This is a genomic window from Lacicoccus qingdaonensis, assembly GCF_900101075.1.
In the GTDB taxonomy this organism is placed as follows: Bacteria; Bacillota; Bacilli; order Staphylococcales; family Salinicoccaceae; genus Lacicoccus; species Lacicoccus qingdaonensis.
Window position 1 is genome coordinate 16,004 of sequence record NZ_FNFY01000006.1, and the last position, 18,537, is coordinate 34,540.

General features: G+C 43.1%; 20 protein-coding genes, 1 pseudogene and 1 riboswitch. Of the genes and pseudogenes, 16 read left to right on the top strand and 5 right to left on the bottom strand.

What is annotated here, in order from left to right; translation table 11 throughout:
* Positions 1–116: 116 nt before the first annotated feature.
* Entirely contained in the window at positions 117–1,346 is a 1,230-nt protein-coding gene (locus tag BLR15_RS05120) for a Bcr/CflA family efflux MFS transporter (RefSeq protein ID WP_092985347.1), read from the bottom strand.
* Positions 1,347–1,602: 256 nt separating this feature from the next.
* On the opposite strand from BLR15_RS05120, the pseudogene BLR15_RS05125 reads away from it, so the two are divergent.
* Positions 1,603–2,289: pseudogene (locus BLR15_RS05125) on the top strand (deoxynucleoside kinase).
* Between the two features lie 291 nt (positions 2,290–2,580).
* On the opposite strand, the gene BLR15_RS05130 reads toward BLR15_RS05125, so the two are convergent.
* Positions 2,581–2,790: a hypothetical protein gene (locus tag BLR15_RS05130; RefSeq protein WP_092985349.1), complete on the bottom strand. Its 210-nt coding sequence runs from the start codon at positions 2,788–2,790 to the stop codon at positions 2,581–2,583.
* A 194-nt stretch (positions 2,791–2,984) separates the two neighbouring features.
* On the opposite strand from BLR15_RS05130, the gene gcvPA reads away from it, so the two are divergent.
* The 4 genes from gcvPA (at position 2,985) to BLR15_RS05150 (ending at position 7,250) form a co-directional block, all read left to right on the top strand.
* A complete protein-coding gene (gene gcvPA, locus BLR15_RS05135) occupies positions 2,985–4,337 on the top strand; it encodes an aminomethyl-transferring glycine dehydrogenase subunit GcvPA (RefSeq protein WP_092985351.1) in 1,353 nt (450 codons plus the stop codon).
* The gene (gene gcvPB, locus BLR15_RS05140; protein WP_092985353.1) at positions 4,330–5,793 is read left to right on the top strand and encodes an aminomethyl-transferring glycine dehydrogenase subunit GcvPB; all 1,464 of its coding nucleotides are present in this window, start codon (positions 4,330–4,332) and stop codon (positions 5,791–5,793) included. Before gcvPA ends, gcvPB begins: the two co-directional genes overlap by 8 nt.
* Before the next feature lie 87 nt (positions 5,794–5,880).
* A complete protein-coding gene (locus tag BLR15_RS05145) occupies positions 5,881–6,249 on the top strand; it encodes a DUF1801 domain-containing protein (RefSeq protein ID WP_176754064.1) in 369 nt (122 codons plus the stop codon).
* Between the two features lie 86 nt (positions 6,250–6,335).
* Positions 6,336–7,250 carry a patatin-like phospholipase family protein gene (locus tag BLR15_RS05150; RefSeq protein ID WP_092985358.1) on the top strand — a complete coding sequence of 305 codons (915 nt, stop codon included), beginning with the start codon at positions 6,336–6,338 and terminating at the stop codon, positions 7,248–7,250.
* 186 nt (positions 7,251–7,436) lie between these two features.
* Here the strand turns inward: BLR15_RS05150 and BLR15_RS05155 are convergent, their stop codons facing one another.
* Entirely contained in the window at positions 7,437–7,871 is a 435-nt protein-coding gene (locus BLR15_RS05155) for a DUF1801 domain-containing protein (protein ID WP_176754065.1), read from the bottom strand.
* Between the two features lie 128 nt (positions 7,872–7,999).
* Between BLR15_RS05155 and BLR15_RS05160 the strand changes: the two genes are divergently transcribed.
* From BLR15_RS05160 to tatC, 4 genes are read left to right on the top strand one after another with little or no spacing between them, the layout of a single operon-like run.
* The gene (locus BLR15_RS05160) at positions 8,000–8,845 is read left to right on the top strand and encodes a hypothetical protein (RefSeq protein WP_092985362.1); all 846 of its coding nucleotides are present in this window, start codon (positions 8,000–8,002) and stop codon (positions 8,843–8,845) included.
* A 48-nt stretch (positions 8,846–8,893) separates the two neighbouring features.
* Complete coding sequence (locus BLR15_RS05165; RefSeq protein WP_092985364.1) at positions 8,894–9,325, top strand: RDD family protein; 432 nt, start codon at positions 8,894–8,896, stop codon at positions 9,323–9,325.
* A gap of 24 nt (positions 9,326–9,349) precedes the next feature.
* A complete protein-coding gene (locus BLR15_RS05170; protein WP_176754066.1) occupies positions 9,350–10,354 on the top strand; it encodes an acrylyl-CoA reductase family protein in 1,005 nt (334 codons plus the stop codon).
* 45 nt (positions 10,355–10,399) lie between these two features.
* Positions 10,400–11,221: a twin-arginine translocase subunit TatC gene (gene tatC / locus BLR15_RS05175; protein WP_092985368.1), complete on the top strand. Its 822-nt coding sequence runs from the start codon at positions 10,400–10,402 to the stop codon at positions 11,219–11,221.
* Between the two features lie 185 nt (positions 11,222–11,406).
* On the opposite strand, the gene trhO is transcribed toward tatC, so the two are convergent.
* Positions 11,407–12,390 (bottom strand): oxygen-dependent tRNA uridine(34) hydroxylase TrhO, encoded by a 984-nt coding sequence (gene trhO / locus BLR15_RS05180; protein WP_092985370.1) that lies wholly within the window; start codon positions 12,388–12,390, stop codon positions 11,407–11,409.
* A gap of 192 nt (positions 12,391–12,582) precedes the next feature.
* Between trhO and queC the strand changes: the two genes are divergently transcribed.
* The 4 genes from queC to queF all read left to right on the top strand — a co-directional run bounded on the left by queC (position 12,583) and on the right by queF (position 15,033).
* Positions 12,583–13,266 carry a 7-cyano-7-deazaguanine synthase QueC gene (gene queC, locus BLR15_RS05185; RefSeq protein WP_331465671.1) on the top strand — a complete coding sequence of 228 codons (684 nt, stop codon included), beginning with the start codon at positions 12,583–12,585 and terminating at the stop codon, positions 13,264–13,266.
* Positions 13,244–13,657 carry a 6-carboxytetrahydropterin synthase QueD gene (gene queD / locus BLR15_RS05190; protein WP_092985529.1) on the top strand — a complete coding sequence of 138 codons (414 nt, stop codon included), beginning with the start codon at positions 13,244–13,246 and terminating at the stop codon, positions 13,655–13,657. The genes queC and queD overlap by 23 nt, the downstream gene beginning before the upstream one ends.
* A complete protein-coding gene (gene queE / locus BLR15_RS05195) occupies positions 13,654–14,376 on the top strand; it encodes a 7-carboxy-7-deazaguanine synthase QueE (protein WP_092985374.1) in 723 nt (240 codons plus the stop codon). Before queD ends, queE begins: the two co-directional genes overlap by 4 nt.
* 52 nt (positions 14,377–14,428) lie before the next feature.
* Positions 14,429–14,476: riboswitch (PreQ1 riboswitch) on the top strand.
* Between the two features lie 68 nt (positions 14,477–14,544).
* The gene (gene queF, locus BLR15_RS05200) at positions 14,545–15,033 is read left to right on the top strand and encodes a preQ(1) synthase (protein ID WP_092985376.1); all 489 of its coding nucleotides are present in this window, start codon (positions 14,545–14,547) and stop codon (positions 15,031–15,033) included.
* A gap of 59 nt (positions 15,034–15,092) precedes the next feature.
* On the opposite strand, the gene BLR15_RS05205 is transcribed toward queF, so the two are convergent.
* A complete protein-coding gene (locus tag BLR15_RS05205) occupies positions 15,093–15,377 on the bottom strand; it encodes a hypothetical protein (RefSeq protein ID WP_092985378.1) in 285 nt (94 codons plus the stop codon).
* 106 nt (positions 15,378–15,483) lie between these two features.
* On the opposite strand from BLR15_RS05205, the gene BLR15_RS05210 reads away from it, so the two are divergent.
* From BLR15_RS05210 to BLR15_RS05220, 3 genes are all read left to right on the top strand, one after another.
* Positions 15,484–15,990 (top strand): GNAT family N-acetyltransferase, encoded by a 507-nt coding sequence (locus BLR15_RS05210; RefSeq protein WP_092985380.1) that lies wholly within the window; start codon positions 15,484–15,486, stop codon positions 15,988–15,990.
* Positions 15,991–16,097: 107 nt separating this feature from the next.
* Positions 16,098–17,270, top strand: a complete 1,173-nt coding sequence (locus BLR15_RS05215) for a dicarboxylate/amino acid:cation symporter (protein WP_092985382.1) — start codon at positions 16,098–16,100, stop codon at positions 17,268–17,270.
* A 119-nt stretch (positions 17,271–17,389) separates the two neighbouring features.
* Positions 17,390–18,535 carry an MFS transporter gene (locus tag BLR15_RS05220; RefSeq protein WP_281182357.1) on the top strand — a complete coding sequence of 382 codons (1,146 nt, stop codon included), beginning with the start codon at positions 17,390–17,392 and terminating at the stop codon, positions 18,533–18,535.
* The last annotated feature ends 2 nt before the right edge of the window (positions 18,536–18,537 follow it).

Below are 18,537 nucleotides of genomic sequence, written 5' to 3' on the forward strand. Positions count from 1 at the left end.
ATGAAACTGAGAACTAAAAAGACGGCATGTCTTAAGAAAAACATCTCAGCAAAAGAGCCTCCATTTTGATTGTCATTCAAAATGGAGGCTTCTTGTATTTGTTTGATTACTGTAATCTAATCCTCTGCCGGCTCTTTTTTAATCAGCAGGTGGAATACTGCAAAACCGATCAGTACCGTGGAGAATAATATCAGACCCATCGGCACGGCTGATGATTCATTAATGCCCGCGAGTGGTGTGAATATTGCACCGAGAGTCAAAGGCAGCGTACCGAGAACGGCACTGGCGCTTCCTGCACGGTGGCCCTGTTTTGACATGCCGAGGGTGAACGTGCTTGTAACTACCATCCCCATAGTAATCATGTAGATGAAAATCAGAATGACGATGGAAGCGAGCGGCCCTTCAATCATTGTCATGATTAAAAGAATGAAAGTTGTCACGAGGGCGATGGTGACTGCTGTCTGAAGCAGTTTCCTTTCGTGGATGATACCGCCGAAACGGCCGATCACAAAGCTGCCGATGATGATTGCCATGCCATTTATCCCGAAAAGGATGCTGAACGTCTGCGGTGACACACCGTAAATTTCCTGATAGATGAATGGTGTGCCTGATACATAGGCAAAACTTCCGCCGTGAACGAAACCGACCACAAGTGCGTAACCGATGAATGAGCGGTCTTTCAGAAGGTTGCCCATCGTCATGATGGTCGCACCGAGTGAGCTTGGAATCCGATTTTCCGGCGGCAGCGTCTCCTTCAACATCAGATGGATGATCACAACGATCAAAACACCGATCATAGCAAGGAAAATAAAAATACTCTGCCAGTTTGTGAATTCGAACGACAGAATCGCTCCGCCTGCGATCGGTGCCATCATAGGGGCGACGGCGTTGATGACCATTAAAAGTGCAAAGAATTTTGTCAGTGCCTTGCCGCTGAAAACATCCCGTACAACGGCTCTTGAAAGGACAACACCTGCCGCTGCAGTGAAGCCTTGTACAAAGCGAGCGGCGATCAATGTCGCTATGTTTGGTGCAAAGGCACAAAGCACTGAAGCCAGCGCAAAAAAAGAAGTGGCAATCAGTAACGGCTTTCTCCTGCCCTGACCGTCACTGATCGGGCCGATGACCACTTGACCGAACGCAAGCCCTAAAAGGCATGAAGTCAGACTGGCCTGGACCATTGTGGCGCTGGTGCCGAGATCACCTGCGATACCCGGGAATGCAGGCAGATACATATCGATATTGAGCGGACCCAGTATGGCGAGCAGACCGAGAAGGAAAGCCAGCTGTATCCGTTTTTTCCCTGTCGGATTATGTAGTAATGTATTTTGTTCTCCGTTATAGATAAGGCTTCACTTCCAATCTTTATATGAATGATCATCGTATATGTTCCAGGAAATATTATAACAGGAAAATACGAGATTGATACAAAGTCTGTCTGGAAAATCAGTGGCCATTCAGATAAACTTGACAATGGTGTCAATACAGACAAAATGCTGAATGAAACAGTGATACAAATATTTGAATGTCAGGCTCCTTTCTAAAAATATGTTAAGGAGCCCGTTTATTGTTTGTATGAAAGATATATAGGAGGAAAAAGAATTGATAACATTAGCAGGCACAATAGGTGCAGGGAAAACAGCATGGGGCGCGGTGATTGCCGAACATTTCGGTACCGAGCTGCTGATAGAGAAAGTGGAAGGGAACCCTTTCCTTGCGAAATTTTATGAAGAACCAAAGAGATACAGCTTCCATCTCCAGGTATATTTCCTAAACCATCGGTTTAAAGCTCTCAAAGAAGCGATGAACCATCCGAATACGGTGCTCGACCGTTCCATTTATGAGGATGCGATGGTATTTGCCAGGCTGCAGTATGAAAATGGCTCCATGGATGAAGCGGAATAAGATACTTATTTGGAACTGCACGAAAATATGATGGAAGAAATTCATGATCTGTATGAACAACAGGTTGTCTTTAAAAAGTCCCCCGATCTGCTGGTATTTGTACACGGATCTTTTGAAGAAGCGATAAGGAGAATAAAAAAGCGCGGCAGATCATATGAGCAGATTGAAGGCGATCCAAGATTGTATCAATACTATCAAGAACTTTATGACATTTACGAAAATGAATTTATAAAAGAATATCAGGGAAAGGAAATATCACCTGTGTATAATCTGGATATTGATAAATACGAGATTTCCAACCCATCGGATATTAAAGCAGTTTTGGAAGGAATTGAAAAAACACTGAAACAGGAAAGAGGATTTGTGTTTCCTGATGAATTATAATCCGTGTCTTTTCGTGTTGTAATGAAATACAAATGGTACAGATGCTCCCTGGAAACAAAGCAGAGCTCTGAATGGGAAGTGTAAAGGTTAATGGATAATCAGCTGCTCGTACCGGCAGTGCAGGTGGGGCATCGAAAGAATATCTATAGTTGAAAATTATAAACATTAAATAAAATTACAATATGAAGAAATGGCGATGTTTAGTTGGGAGAAACTTTTTATCAAGGAGTAAATCATACTAAGCATCGCTTTTAAATAATCTATCATTTCTTTCAGGGGGATTTAAATTAATTAATTATTCTTGCGCTTTTTAAAGACGATGATGGCACTGACGAATGATACAATCAGCAACCCGCCAAACCATGTGATTGTCAGCCACAAATTATTCTCGACAGGTGTGCTCATCAACAAAGAATCGGCATTTCGAAATATATGCTTGAAATTACGCTTTGTCATGGTCCAGCCGTCAAGTATTGCCCAAAACCATTTTGTTTCTCCCATCATTTTATCACATTCAGTCAGCAATGATATTAGTGTAAAAGTATTTAAGTTTTGTTGTTGTGTAAGTTTGTAAGCTTTTTATTGTGAAAAAATTGTTAATCTCTAAGAAATCATTTATAATGGTCAATGTATGGCATAAACTAATCAGTACAGAAATTAGATTATCTTTAAAGATAAATAAGGAGGAAATTTTAATGGATTTTCGTTATTTACCAGTTACTGAAACTGATAAAGCAGAAATGCTTGAAAAAATCGGTGCAAAGTCCACAGACGAACTCTTTTCAGATATTCCTGAAAAAGTCAGACTGGGCAGAGAATTACAGCTTAAAAAACCTACCAGTGAGTATGAATTAAAGCAGGAACTCACTAAAATGGCGGCAAAGAACGCTAACTTGACAGAGTACACTTCGTTTTTGGGTGCCGGTGTATACGATCACTTCATCCCATCAGTAGTTGACCATGTTATTTCAAGGCAGGAGTTCTATACTTCATATACGCCATATCAGCCGGAAATGACGCAGGGTGAACTGCAGGCCATGTTCGAATTCCAAACAATGATTTCTGAGATTACAGCTATGCCTATTGTAAACTCGTCACTCTATGATGGTGGTACAGCAGTTGTTGAAGCTGTAAACCTGAGTGCCGGCCAAACAAAGAAAAAGAAAATACTCATTTCATCTGCTGTCCACCCTGAACACCGTCAGTTGGTAAAAACGGCAGCAAAAGGTAAAGACCTTGAAGTGGTGGAGCTCGACCTTAAAGACGGCAGAACAGATCTTGACCATTTAGAAAAAGAACATGATGAAGACACTGCGGCAGTCATTGTCCAGTATCCTAACTTCCTTGGTCAGATTGAGCCGCTTGAAAAAATAAATGAAATTGTTGAAAAACAGCCTAAATCTATGTTCGTTGTCTCAAGCAACCCGTTAGCACTCGGTTACTTGACTCCTCCGGGAGAATTCGGTGCTGATATCGTTGTTGGCGATACACAAGTATTCGGTATCCCTGCACAGTTCGGTGGACCACACTGTGGTTACTTCGCTACAACGAAAAAATTAATGCGTAAAGTGCCTGGACGTTTCGTTGGTGAAACAGTCGACGAGGACGGTCAGCGCGGTTTCGTATTGGTTCTTCAGACAAGGGAACAGCATATCAGACGTGAGAAGGCGACTTCAAACATCACATCCAACCAGGCATTGAACGCAGTGGCAAGTTCAGCTGCAATGAGTGCACTTGGTAAGAATGGTGTTAAAGAAATGTCTGAATTAAACATGCAAAAAGCTAGATATACTAAAAATCAGCTGGCTGAGGCAAACCTTTCAGCTGCATTCAGCGGAGCATACTTTAATGAGATTGTAGTTAAACTTTCAAAACCGGTATCAGAGGTTAATAAAAAGTTATTTGAAAAAGGATTTGTCGGCGGGTTCGACCTGGGCAGAGTATATCCTGAATTCGAAAATCATATGTTGATAGCTACTACTGAAATCCGCTCTAAAGAAGAGATCGATGCATTTGTAAAAGAAATGGGGGATATCAATAATGGCTAATGAGAACTTTCCATTAATTTTTGAACGCAGTAAAGAAGGCAGAAACGGTTACAACCTGCCGGCGCTTGATGTTCCGGAAGTGAATCTGGAAGAAGAGGTTGGCGAATCTTACGTCCGTAAAGTACAGCCAAACCTTCCTGAAGTTGATGAATTGGAATTAATGCGTCACTATACTGGATTATCCAACCGCAACTTCGGTATTTTATCCGGATTCTATCCACTTGGATCATGTACGATGAAATACAACCCGGTAATCAATGAAGACGTTGTAAGATTACCAGGATTCAGTCACATCCATCCTTATCAGGATACAAGCACAATCCAGGGTGCTCTAGAAATGATGTACGATCTTCAGGTACACCTTGAGGAAATTACTGGAATGGATGAAATCACACTGCAGCCGGCTGCCGGTTCACAGGGTGAGTGGACAGCATTGATGATCTTTAAGGCTTTCCATGAAGCAAATGGTGAATCACACCGTAACGAAGTGATCGTACCTGACTCCGCTCACGGTACCAACCCATCATCTGCAGCTGTAGCTGGATTTAAAGTGGTTGAAGTTAAATCAAACAATAAAGGTCTTGTCGACGTTGAAGACCTGAAGAAAGTGGTTAACGAAAATACAGCAGCTCTTATGCTGACAAACCCTAATACACTGGGTCTGTTTGAAACTCAGATCGCTGAAATGTCAGAAATCGTCCATGAAGCGGGCGGTAAAATGTACTATGACGGTGCCAACCTGAACGCTATCATGGGTTACACTCGTCCTGGCGATATGGGCTTCGACGCAGTACACTTAAATCTGCATAAGACATTCACCGGCCCGCACGGCGGCGGCGGTCCTGGTTCAGGCCCTATCGGTGTAACAGAAGAACTGAAACCGTTCCTGCCTAAGCCTGTCGTAACTGAAAAAGACGGCGTCTATGATTTTGACTACGATCTTCCACAGTCGATCGGCATGGTAAAAACTTATTACGGAAACTTCGGAATCAATGTTCGTGCATACACGTACATCCGTACACTTGGTGCAGAAGGACTTAAGAAAGTCAGCGAAAGCGCTGTGCTGAATGCCAACTACATCATGCGCGGTGTTGAAGACAGATACGAACTGCCATTCACTCAGCACTGTAAACACGAATTCGTAATTTCCGGAAACAAACAGAAGAAACAAGGTGTAACGACATTGGATATCGCAAAACGTCTGATGGACTTCGATATTCACCCGCCTACCGTTTACTTCCCGTTAATTGTAGATGAAGCGCTGATGATTGAGCCTACTGAAACTGAATCTAAAGAGACTTTAGATCACTTCATAGACACGATGAACCAGATTGCTGATGAAACTGAAAATAATCAGGATATTATCCACAGTGCACCACACAAAACTTCTGTAAAACGTCTGGATGAAACAAGAGCTTCACGTAAGCCTGTTTTACGCTGGAACGCAGAAGCATAATATTACAGAATCAAAATGGAATCGGAGCATACTTATGTGTGTTCCGGTTCTTTTTTGTTATTCTTAAAATTAAAGAGGAGGGAGACCATGAGTGGAAATATGACTTCTGAAAAAGTGGATGTGTATATTGAGGATTTATCCGGGGAAATCAAAGAAATTACAAAACAGCTGCGTGGACTCGTTTTGGAAACTTCCGATGAATTGAATGAAGAACTTAAATGGGGGATGCCAAACTATTCTTATAAAGGTCTGGCAGTCTATCTTCAGGCGGCAAAACACCATGTCAATTTCGGTATACACAAAGGTGGAAAAATAGCGGATAAAGACACAAAAGGCCTGTTTGAAGGATCCGGTGAAAATATGAAGCATATAAAAGTCCGGACAGTACATGAAATTGATCATGAATATTTTCAGATGCTTGTAAAAGAGATTATGGAATATAATGAGAAAGCTTAAAAAGACAACTGTCATCAGGGTGTGGACACAAAAGAATTCAGGTGAGGATGATACAATTGAATCATCAACTTCAGGAGGGATGAACTTTGAATTTGGACGCCGGATTGATGATAGAAGGCGGAGGAATGCGCAGTGCATATTCTGTTGGCGTTCTCGATTTATTTCTGAAAGAGGGTCTGGAGTTTAAAAGTGTAGCTGCTGCATCTTCAGGTGCAGTAATCGCGGGATCCTACATATCAAAGCAGAAGGAAAGGAATTTCGATATGTTGAGCCACCTGAGTAATAATAGGGAGGCCATATCCATTTTCCGAATGCTTAAGGACAAAGAACTGTTTAATATGAATTATATTTTTGATGACATACCGACAAGATTATTTCCTCTGGATTTTCAATCAATGAAGAAATCTGCTGCGGAACTGATTATCGGAACAACAAATATTAACACGGGTGAAGCGGTATACCATGATCGATTTGATTCATTGGAAGAGCTGAACCTGATTACCAGGGCTTCATGTTCTCTGCCCGTACTCGCACCGAGTGTAGCTTATAAAGGGCAGGAGTTGATGGACGGCGGTGTTTCCAACCCGCTTCTTATAGAACCGTTACTTGAACGGGGACTGTTTAAAAATGTTGTGATTTTAACAAGGAATGTTGGATACAGGAAAGCGCCGACTCGTCTGAACTGGTTTTACAGGAGACTGTTCAAAGCAAAGCCCAAACTTATTAAAATGCTGAAAGACAGACACATCACTTATAATAATACGATGAATCTGATCGACCGTCTTGAAGCACAGGGAAAAATATTTGTGATTCAGCCGGAATTGCCGCTTCTTGCCAGCCGGATCGAAAAAGACCAGTATAAACTGAAGGAACTGTATATGCAGGGATATAGAGATGCAGAGAGGAAGTTTGAAGCTTTAAAACGATTTATCGCCGGTACTGAAAGACAGGCGGATGAACTTGAAATTGCGGTTGAAGCAGGTTTGGAAAATATAAATTGATATGAAGCTGATTTTTGTGATTATAATCACATGATGGTTTGTCGTTTTATTATATAATATGATTATAAACAAAACATCCAATGATTTTTATATATAAAAGCACCATCTGAAGTCACAAGCAGATGGTGCTTTCTTCATGTTGAGCGTTATTTTTTATTCAGGCAGATGGGCTTTATTGCCATGAAATCACTTCAAACGTGATTCATATAATTCTATCCATTCTTCAACGGTCGTTTTTTCTGCGAGTTCACCCAGCAGTTCATACGGCACTTTTTTTGGATTGGTGAAACGTATGCAGCTCTTTCCCATATTCAGTTTAGTGTTCATATGCTTCGGATATTCATTGACGAACCATTCATATAATTCCTCATCGCGGTATATGCCCATATGGTAGACCGCGAGATGGCGTTTTTGAGCCGCTATACCGATGAAGGGGAGCGGTGTCTGATCGACGTGATACCCTTCTGGATAAGTGGATTTTGGAACAGAGAATCCGGGCATGCCGTGCTGTACATCCACTATGAAGCCGTCAGGCAGATGCTCTTCTACCGTATTCCATGTCTTTAAAAAGCTGTCTTTCCATTTATCATCTATATTTTCTACATATTCATCGAATGTCATGGTCATCCCCCTAAATTTTCTGTTGCTTTTATTATATAATAAAATTGAGGGTTGTTAATTATAAATTTTACCGCTGTCAAATATGCGAATGTGGTAACATAATCTTAAAAAGAAAAAAGGAGCTACCTATGAAAATGAAACAAATGCGTCTGACGGCTGTACTGGTCTTCAGCAGTATCATACTGATGGCCTGCAGCAATCCGTTTGATGAACTTGCAGATGATATAAACAATGCTCTGGGACTGGGATCTTCGTCGGAAGAAGCAGAAACCGGCGAAGAAAATTCAGATGATGAAACAGCGGATGAAGAGAATGCTGAAGTCGAAGAGGAAACGACTGATGAAGAAGTTCCACAGGAAGAACCAGATGGGGAAGCGGCTGAGGAAAGTGATGAAGAAACCGATCCCATGTACGAAACATTCGATTACAGTCATTTATACGGTGAAGGGGAAGAGACAACGATAGAGGAAGGCGATTATACAGTCGGAGATGATATAGTACCCGGCCGTTACAGTATTACAACGTCTTCGGAATATGGTGCTTACTTGAGCATCTATAATGAAGAGGACAGATATGTTGCCGGTGAAGCACTGATAAATGAAGAGAGCAGTGAAGATTTTGCCGATTATCCTACAGAGTTACTGGTCTATTTGAGTGAGGGAGATACGATGGAAGTGACCAATGATGACAGCTTCACGTTGACGCCGGTATCTGAAGAGTATGACGATGAACTGCCTGCAGGCATGCATGTTGCCGGTCATGATATTGAAGCGGGCGACTACCGGATTACATCACAAGAGGCAGAGCGGGTGGGTTATGTAGAGACTTCTCATGCCGAGGCATATGTGACTTCAAGAAACGCTGTCGGAAACGCTGAGGAAGGCGGCAGAGAGTCATTTCTCATGACCATTGAAGAAGGTGACATTGTTGATGTCATAGGGGTGCAAAGTATCAATTTGGAAAAGCTCGATTGATTTAATGTATAATCAACAGATGCAAGCAAGTACACAGGAGGACAAACCTTGATTTTTCCGGCAAAATTATGGCAGCGGTTTTTTGCCCGTCTGATAGACGGACTGATTATCGGTGTGCCTATCGTATTTTTATTAAGTTTTACTGTTGGCTATGATTTTGTCATAGAACCAAGAGCGAATTTCATATTCAATTTATTCATGTTACTGATTGTTACAGTCTATATGATCACCCTGCCGGTGATATGGTATGGATGGTCGATTGGAAAACGGCTGCTCGGCATACGTATTACACATGTTAACGGCCAGGATGTTACATGGCCGGTGATGATTAAAAGGGAACTGTTTATATTAGTTGTATATACTCTGACATTTGGATTGTTTTTATTACTGTCGGGTGTAATGATGATTACACGGAAAGATAAGCGTGCACTGCATGATTTAATGGCAGATACTAAAGTGACGGATGAAAATGCAGAGTAATTATTATTAAAGGGGTGGACGATTATGAGCGACTTTGATGCATTGGTAGTAGAGAAAGTGAACGGCGATCCGGAAATGTCCATAAAGACACTGACGACTGATCAACTGACAGCAGGGGATGTATTGATCAAGGTCCATTATTCAAGTGTGAATTACAAAGATGCCTTGATCGCGGTCAAGGGACAGTTTGCAGAGAAATTTCCAATGGTCCCGGGAATCGACCTTGCCGGTGAAGTGGTTGAATCCGTAAGTGAGAAATTTAAACCGGGAGACCAGGTGCTTGCGACAAGCTATTATATAGGAATCCGTAATTTCGGCGGATTCAGTGAGATGGCGAGAATACCGTCGAAATGGCTTGTTCCTCTGCCTGAAGGATTGACTTTGAGAGAGGCGATGACGCTCGGGACGGCAGGTTTTACTGCAGCGCTGTCGATTGATAAGCTGGAGCAGAATGGGCTGAAGCCTGAGGACGGCAAAGTGCTGGTGGCAGGAGCGAGCGGAGGTGTCGGCAGCTTATCGGTCAACATGCTTGATGATCTCGGATATCATGTTGAGGCGAGTACGGGCCACACTGAAGAAGCGCAATATTTGAAATCAATCGGTGCCAGGCGGGTGATCCACAGGGAAGAAATATTTGATGAGGATCAGAAATCTATACGAAAAAGACAGTGGATAGCAGCGATCGACCCGATCGGCGGTAAAACGACACAGTACATTTTAAGCAGTCTGGACTATGGCGGCTATGTGGCGACATGCGGACTGGTCGGCGGCGTGGATGTACAGACGACGGTCTTACCTTTCATTTCAAGAAGCATCCAGTGGATCGGAGTGGATTCTGTCAAGTATCCTATGGAAGGCAGAAAGAAAATATGGGACAGACTGGCAACGGACTTAAAACCGTCCAAACTCACAGATGATATCGTCAATGAGATAACGCTGAATGAATTGCCCGACACATTGAAACAAATACTGGAGGGGCAGATACGTGGAAGGGTCATCGTCAATTTCAAAGACGCTCAGAATGACTGATTTAAAACTGGAAATCTCCTGTTTTTATGACAGAGGTGAATATTTGTGAGTGAAGAAGATAATAATAAACGTAAACAGACACTGCAGCAGATTACTGACGACGGAATAGCAAAGACAAAAAAGCGGCGCCGTGTAACAGCAGATCAGCCGGATGCCACGCTGGTCGAGCATCTGGACGATCTGCGGGGCGTCCTGATAAAAACAGTGGTAGTATTCATTATATTTTTTACTCTTATATTTTTAACGATACAGTTCTGGTTCCCTTATCTGACAAAAGGACATGACCTGATTGTCCGGGGGCCGTTTGAAGTCATCCGTTTCTACTTGAGGACGGCAGGATCACTCGGCATCGGTCTGAGTCTCCCGTTCATCTGTTATTATTTATGGCAGTTTATGAGCCCGGGGCTTGTGGAGAAGGAGACGAAGTTTCTAAAATCATACTTCCCGCTGATGATGGGTTTATTTTTACTCGGGATTTCATTCGGATACTTTGTCGTCCATCCGATCAGTTATTACTTTCTGATTCAGATGGGCCAGCAGAACTTTGATGTACTTGTCACAGCCGATGAGTACATGTCATTTTTGCTGATTACCACGATGCCGTTCGGTCTGATATTCCAGCTGCCGATCATCGTCTTGTTCCTGCATCATATTGAACTCCTTGATTCGGTCATCATGAAAAACGTGCGGCTGTATGTCTATTTCGCACTGCTGGTCATTACAGCACTCATAGCCCCGCCGGATTTTTTCACACATATGATTACAGTGACACCGATGATTGTGTTATATGAAATCAGTATTTATATCGTGAAAATAAAAGAAAACCGGCGCCGTAAGAAAGAGGCGAAGATGGAAACTGAAGAGTAGGCCGCGTAATGAGAAGCGGACCTGCTCTTTATTTTGGAGATTTTGCAACGGAGAGCGGCCGTCTCCTGTGCAGATAGGGATGTAATCGTATCTAACTGAACAACCGAAGGCCCTGCTGCAGCATTTCAGCCAATCCCACCAAACAAAAAAGAGCCCGCAGGGGCTCTTCATCTCAATCTTTTGTATTAACCTTTGTAGTCGCCGATCATATCGAAATCAGCGAAGTCTGAATTTCTTAATTCTTCAAGTCGTGTTTCCACGTATTCTTTGGATAATTCATTTTTCACGATATAGCGGTTGCGTGAATGTTCTGCGCACTCCAGTGAGCATCCGCCTAAATGGTATGCTTCATTTTCTTCTGAAGCGATGATCTGGGCGTTGCATTCGGGATTTGCACAGTTTATATATCTTTCGCAAGGTGTGCCGTCATAGTGATCTCTTCCGACGATATTGTGTTCCACCTGGTTGACGGGCACTGTCAGCCTCTCATCGAAGACATACATCATACCGTCCCAAAGCTGGCCTTTTGCGACCGGATCCTTGCCGTATGATGCGATGCCGCCGTGGAGCTGGCCGACATCTTCAAATCCTTCACGCTTCAACCAGCCTGAGAATTTTTCACAACGTATGCCGCCTGTGCAGTATGTCAGCACTTTTTTACCTTCGAACAGTTCACGGTTTTCGCGTACCCATTCCGGTGTGTCCCTGAAAGTATCGACTTCCGGACGGATGGCGCCTCTGAAATGACCGACGTCATATTCATAAGTGTTGCGGACATCCAGGACGACTGTATCTTCACGCTGCATCTCTTCATAGAATTCAGCGGGAGACAGATAATCTCCTGTGATTTCATGTGGGTTGATGTCATCTTCCAGACTCAGGTTCACAAGCTCGGGACGCGGTCTTACATGCATCTTCTTAAATGCGTGTCCGTCTGCTTCGTCAACTTTGAAAGTCAAACCTTTGAATAATGGATGATTTTCCATGTACTGACGGTATTTGTCAGTGTCTTCTGCGGTGCCTGATACTGTGCCGTTGATCCCTTCATTGGCGATCAGGATTCTGCCTTTCAGATTCATATCTTTACAGATTCTCAAATGCTCCCTGCTCAAGCCGTCAGGGTCGGCGATATCAGTGTAGTAATAATAAAGTAATACTCGATATTCCATTGTCTATTCCACCTATCATTTATAATTGCAGGTTATACCTGATAGTTAATACAATTAACAATTATATCAAAATCAATAAGTTTTATGAAGTCGATTGTATGGAATTATTGTTATATAATTGTGACACTCATGGCTAAATCGTGCTGAAACTGTTAAAATTTAATAATTAATGAATGTTTAAAGGAACGGTGGATTATGGATCATAAAAAAGCATTAGTCGTTTTTTCCGGCGGCCAGGATTCGACGACCTGCATGTTCTATGCCATGGAAAACTATGAAGCAGTCGAGCTCGTCACTTTCATGTACGGCCAGAGGCACGCACTCGAAATTGATGTCGCCAAAAAGATTGCAGAAGAACACAAATTGAAACATCATGTGCTGGACATGGAGCTGTTGTCCCAGCTCAGTCCGAATGCACTGACGTCGCACGATATGGCGATAGAGGATGATGACAAAGGCATCCCGAATACATTTGTTCCGGCGAGGAATATGATATTTCTGTCATTTGCGACAGCACTTGCCTACCAGATCAAGGCGGGCACAATCATGACGGGTGTATGCCAGACGGATTTCAGCGGCTATCCGGACTGCCGTGATATATTCGTCAAGTCGATGAACATCACAGCGAACCTGGCGATGGATGAGGACTTTATTATAGAGACGCCCTTGATGTGGCTTGATAAGAAGGAAACATGGGCACTGGCCGATGAACTTGGCAGGCTGGACTATGTCAGAGAGAACACGCTGACATGCTACGAAGGTGTCATCGGCGACGGCTGCGGGGAATGCCCGGCCTGTGAATTGAGGCATAAAGGTCTCGAGGAATATTTGAATGAAAGAGGGGATAGTCATGATGTATCCGATACCTGTTCATGATTACGAATACGAACTGAATAAAGATCTCAACTTTTCAGCAGCACATTTCATCCCTGATAAAAGAGCGGGAAAATGTGAGAGGGTTCACGGTCATACATATCATGTGAATATTACAATCGTCGGGGATACACTGGATGAACTCGGTTTCCTGGTGAACTTTTCTGCGCTGAAAAATCTCATCATGGAGGCGTTCGATCACAGACTGCTGAATGAACATGAAGCTTTCAGCGAAATACCGCCGACTTCTGAAACACTGGCGAAAGTGATCTATGAGATGGTGGACAAATATATAAAAGAAGAACAAGAAAATGAGTTGCAATGCCTGCAGATCATACTGAGGGAAACACCGACAAGCTATGTTGTGTACAGACCGAAGGAGAAAGATGAATGATGAAAATACCTGTATTGGAAATTTTCGGCCCGACATTCCAGGGTGAAGGTGCCGTCATCGGACAGAAGACGATGTTCGTCAGAACTGCCGGATGTGACTATCAGTGCAGCTGGTGTGATTCCAAGTTTACATGGGACGGCAGTCAGAAAGAGAATATCCGCATGATGTCTGCAGATGACATATTCGAATCACTCGATACACTGGCTGAAAACAACTATAATCATGTGACGATTTCCGGAGGCAACCCATTGCTCCTTAAAAACCTTCAGGCATTCGTCGAACAGGCGAAGGAGAAAGGGATTCAGCTCGCGGTCGAGACGCAGGGGTCAATGTATCAGGACTGGCTGCAGCTGATCGATGATGTCACGATCAGTCCGAAGCCGCCGAGTTCAGGTATGGAAACCGATTATGGCAGGCTCGAGTATATATTCACGAAACTCGATGAAAGTGAAACATCATATAACTTGAAGATTGTCATATTTGATGAGGAAGATTTCGAGTATGCTGCCGACATGCATAGAAGATATCCGGACAAAGCATTCTACCTTCAGGTCGGCAACCCGTATCTCGACGGTGAAAGTGTGGACAATCACACGGAAAAACTGCTCAGCCGGTATGAAAAGCTCGTCGATATGACGATGAACGACAGCCGTATGAACAACGTCAGAGTGCTGCCGCAGCTGCACACACTGCTCTGGAGCAACAGACAGGGCGTGTAGGCGGACGGCATTGTCATATGTATCAGGAATATAGTATAATATCAAAGCGGATATAAAAGAGGTTCTTAGCTCCAAACCCTCTATAAAAAACTAAGACACACATATGAAGTCATGTGCCTTAGAAGAGGACATGACTTTTTTTATTTACTATTTAGAAGGCGGGATAATATGTCAGGAGAAAATACTGAAGATTTAACATTGCTCGGCAGCCAGGAGGTCAAATACAGCTTTGATTATGACCCTGAAGTTCTGGAGACATTTGACAATAAATTTCCGGGGCGGGATTACTTCGTCAAATTCAACTGTCCGGAATTTACAACACTCTGTCCGATTACAAACCAGCCGGACTTTGCGACGATTTACATTTCCTATATACCGGACGTCAAGATGGTGGAATCAAAATCGCTGAAGCTCTACTTGTTCAGCTACAGGAATCACGGCGGGTTCCATGAGTCGAGCGTCAATATGATCATGGATGACCTGATCGGGCTGATGGACCCACGTTATATCGAAGTATGGGGCAAGTTCACACCGAGAGGCGGCATATCGATCGATCCGTACTGCAACTACGGCCGTGCGGGGACCAAGTATGAAGAGATGGCGGATAAAAGGCTGATGGAGCATGATATATCTCCGGAAACGATCAATAACAGATAAATAAAAGTGCTTAAAGCCTGAGCTTTAAGCACTTTTCCCTTTTCCCATCCCAAAAACTATTATTCAGCAGCTGTTTTACTGCTTTTATTGTAAGTGATCAATTTGTACGCGTGATATACGGCTCCGTATAAAACCAGCAGCGGTATGATGATGACTATGAGGAAGAAGAATATCCCCACGGCTTCTCCGAACCCGAAGTTGGCAAACATTTCAGCGGTGGTCACTTCGACCAGAGGCGGCAGAAATGCAAAGTAAAATAAAAAGCCCAGAAATGCCAGTGCAAATAAATAAAATACCAAGTTTGAGATGTGATAAGGGATTGTGTCTTTATCAAATTTAAACATTCTACAATTCCCCTCTACTATAATAGATAATTACATTATACAATAGGATTATCAAAAAAAATAGATGGATTGATATAAATATTCGAAAAAACATGGAGTGTTGAATATGTGTTTAAGAAAAGCGTCAGTTGAGGATCTGCCAGATATTTTGAAAATTAAGGAAAAAGTCGTCCCGATCATGCAGGCATCGGGCAACGGCCAGTGGTCGGATAAATATCCGAACGAGGAAAGGTTCAGGGAGGATGTTGAAGACGGATCATTGTATGTATGTGAGGAGGATGACCGCATCAAAGGTTTTGCGGTCGTCGATGATAAACACCCCTATCCGTACGATGATATCCCCTGGGAGCTGACGCGGTCCGATTCCAGAGCGCTTCACAGGATGGCCGTCGACCCGGAATTCCAGGGTCAAGGCATTGCTTCCGGGATGATGAAGGAAATCGAAACGCTGTTAATTGCAGAAGGGATCAAAGGCATACATACAGATACTGCACTTGAAAATAAAAAGATGCAATACCAGTTTGAAAAGAACGGCTATGAATTCAAAGGTCAGCTGAACCTGGATGAAAACCTCAAAGACTGGTATGTTGCCTATGAAAAAGTGTTCATCTGACAAGGTGGAAAAAGTTACGAAAACCTTTTCATAAATTCATGAATTTTTATTTATATTTAGATTGTATAATGTATAATCGACTTAAGCTCTAATAAGGGGGAAATATTTTGAAGTTAATCATCAGGCTTATTGCAGGTATTTTAATTGGTATTACAGTAGGTTCATTGTACTATGCTTTCGGGGGAACCTTCTTTGAATTTCTGGCGCGTCTTTTTGTAACAGGTGAGGCAATTTTGGGGGCAATCATCTTCTTTACGATCCCTTTCATCATTCTATTCTTTATCGCCTCGGGTATTTCAAGAATTACGGGCGGCTCCGGGAAAGTGGTGGCATCGACGCTGGGGGTTGCCTACATATCGACTATCGGTGCGGGTCTCTTGGCATATTTTGTTGCGATATTGGTAATGCCGCGCATTACAGGCAACGAATCTGTCCCGGAAGAGGGTACGGAACTGACTCCATTTTTTGAATTTGATATTCCGCCGGTCATGGATATTTTATCAGCGCTTGTTCTGGCATTTGCGATCGGTATCGTCATCACAGTGACCAGGACGGATACGATGAAGAAATGGGTGGATGACGGCAAGGTGATTACCGAGTATGTCATCGAAAAAGTGATCATCAATATTCTGCCATTCTATATCGCCGGGGTATTTGCCGGCATGGCGGCGACAGGTACAGTGTTCGATACACTCGCAGTATTCGGTGTCGTGCTCTTGGTCGCAATCCTGCTTCACTGGGTATGGATTACCATTCAATATACCATTGCGGGTCTGGCACTCGGTAAAAATCCATTTGTCATGATCAAGACGATGCTGCCGGCCTACTTTACAGCTCTCGGTACGATGAGCAGTGCAGCAACGATTCCGGTGACACTCAAACGGGTTAAGGAAAACGGTATACGTAACCGTATAGCCGACTTCGTAGTGCCGCTCTGTGCGAACATACACCTGTCGGGAAGTACGATCACGATCATCAGCTGTTCGATCGCGGTAATGACAGTATTGCCGGATTACAGCATGCCCGGGTTCTTTGAAATATTAGGGACTATTCTGCTGCTCGGCATCGTAATGATTGCAGCACCGGGTGTACCTGGCGGAGCCATCATGGCAGCAAGTGGTGTGCTGATGGCCAACCTTGGATTCAATGAAGCGGCAGTTGCATTCATGATCGCACTTTACATGGCGCAGGACAGCTTCGGTACTGCAGCGAATATTACCGGAGACGGTGCTGTAGCGGCCATCATTGATGCATATGAACAGAAAATGAATAAAGCATAGACTTTCAAAAAAGCTTAAGATCTTTCTTAAGCTTTTTCTTTGTTTTTGATTAAGCTGTTTTGAAATACTTATACCCTTAATTCAGTTATAATGGATGATGTATCTATCATACGGAGAAAGTGGTTTTCATGAGCAGATTATTGTTTGTTGTTGTCTTTATTTGTTTTCTTGATTTATTCATAGAGTTACCCATTATTACGCCATTCGCATTTTCCCTCGGGGCTACAGAGTATGTTGCCGGGGTAATAGTGGCTACATATTCATTTTTCAACCTGATCGGTAACGTTTCAGGCGGATATCTGTCAGATAAAATCGGCCGTAGAAATATTTTGATGGCCGGTATGGCGGTGAATATCGTTGCTTTAATGACATATTCGCTTATAGATTCAGTGGGAGCTTTAATGTTCCTCAGGGTGGTCCATGGGTTTTCAGCGGGTATGCTGACGCCTGTTGCATTCAGCCTGATTGCCGACTTATCTAGACGTGAAGCGATCGGCCGTTCCATGGCATTAACAGGTGTATCCATAGGGTCGGCAGCAGTGCTCGGACCTGCACTCGGCGGTATCATTTCGAGCCTGGCGACTTATCAGACCGTTTATTTTGTACTCGGCTGTATATATATCGTCGGCATACTGCTGGTGATATTTACCATTAAAGAAAGTATGAGCAAAGAAGAGAGGACTTTTCATAATGTGACGAGTTACCGGAAACTGTTATCACGTCCGTCTCTGATCATTGCTTATATTTCATCATTTACATTGATGGTGGCAAATGGTTCGCTTGCTTTCGGTCTGCCGATCAAAGTGAACCTGATAGGGCTTGAGGATCATATTACGGGTATGCTGCTGTCCGTCTTCGGCCTGACGGCAATCATTGTTTTTGCGACGAGGATTAATGTGATCTACAGCAAAATAAAATCCATGAAACTGGTGATGCTCGGTATCTTCATAGTCAGCATGGCAATGGTGATACTTCATTTTGCGCCAAACCAATCAGTGGTTTTGGCAGTGATGATCATTTACGGGGCGGGTTTCGCACTGATATTCCCGTCGATGAATAAGATCATTGCGGAGAATACGGAAATATATGAACGTGGTAAAGCCAACGGCATCTTTTATGCATTCTTTTCCATTGGCTCGGTTTTCGGTTCATATTCTTCAGGTATTTTCACGACATATTTTGATATACCATTTGTGTTTATAGGCATCATTTTAATGGTAATGTTAATTATTATCGTCATGATGCAAGGAAGATATGTGGCATAAGG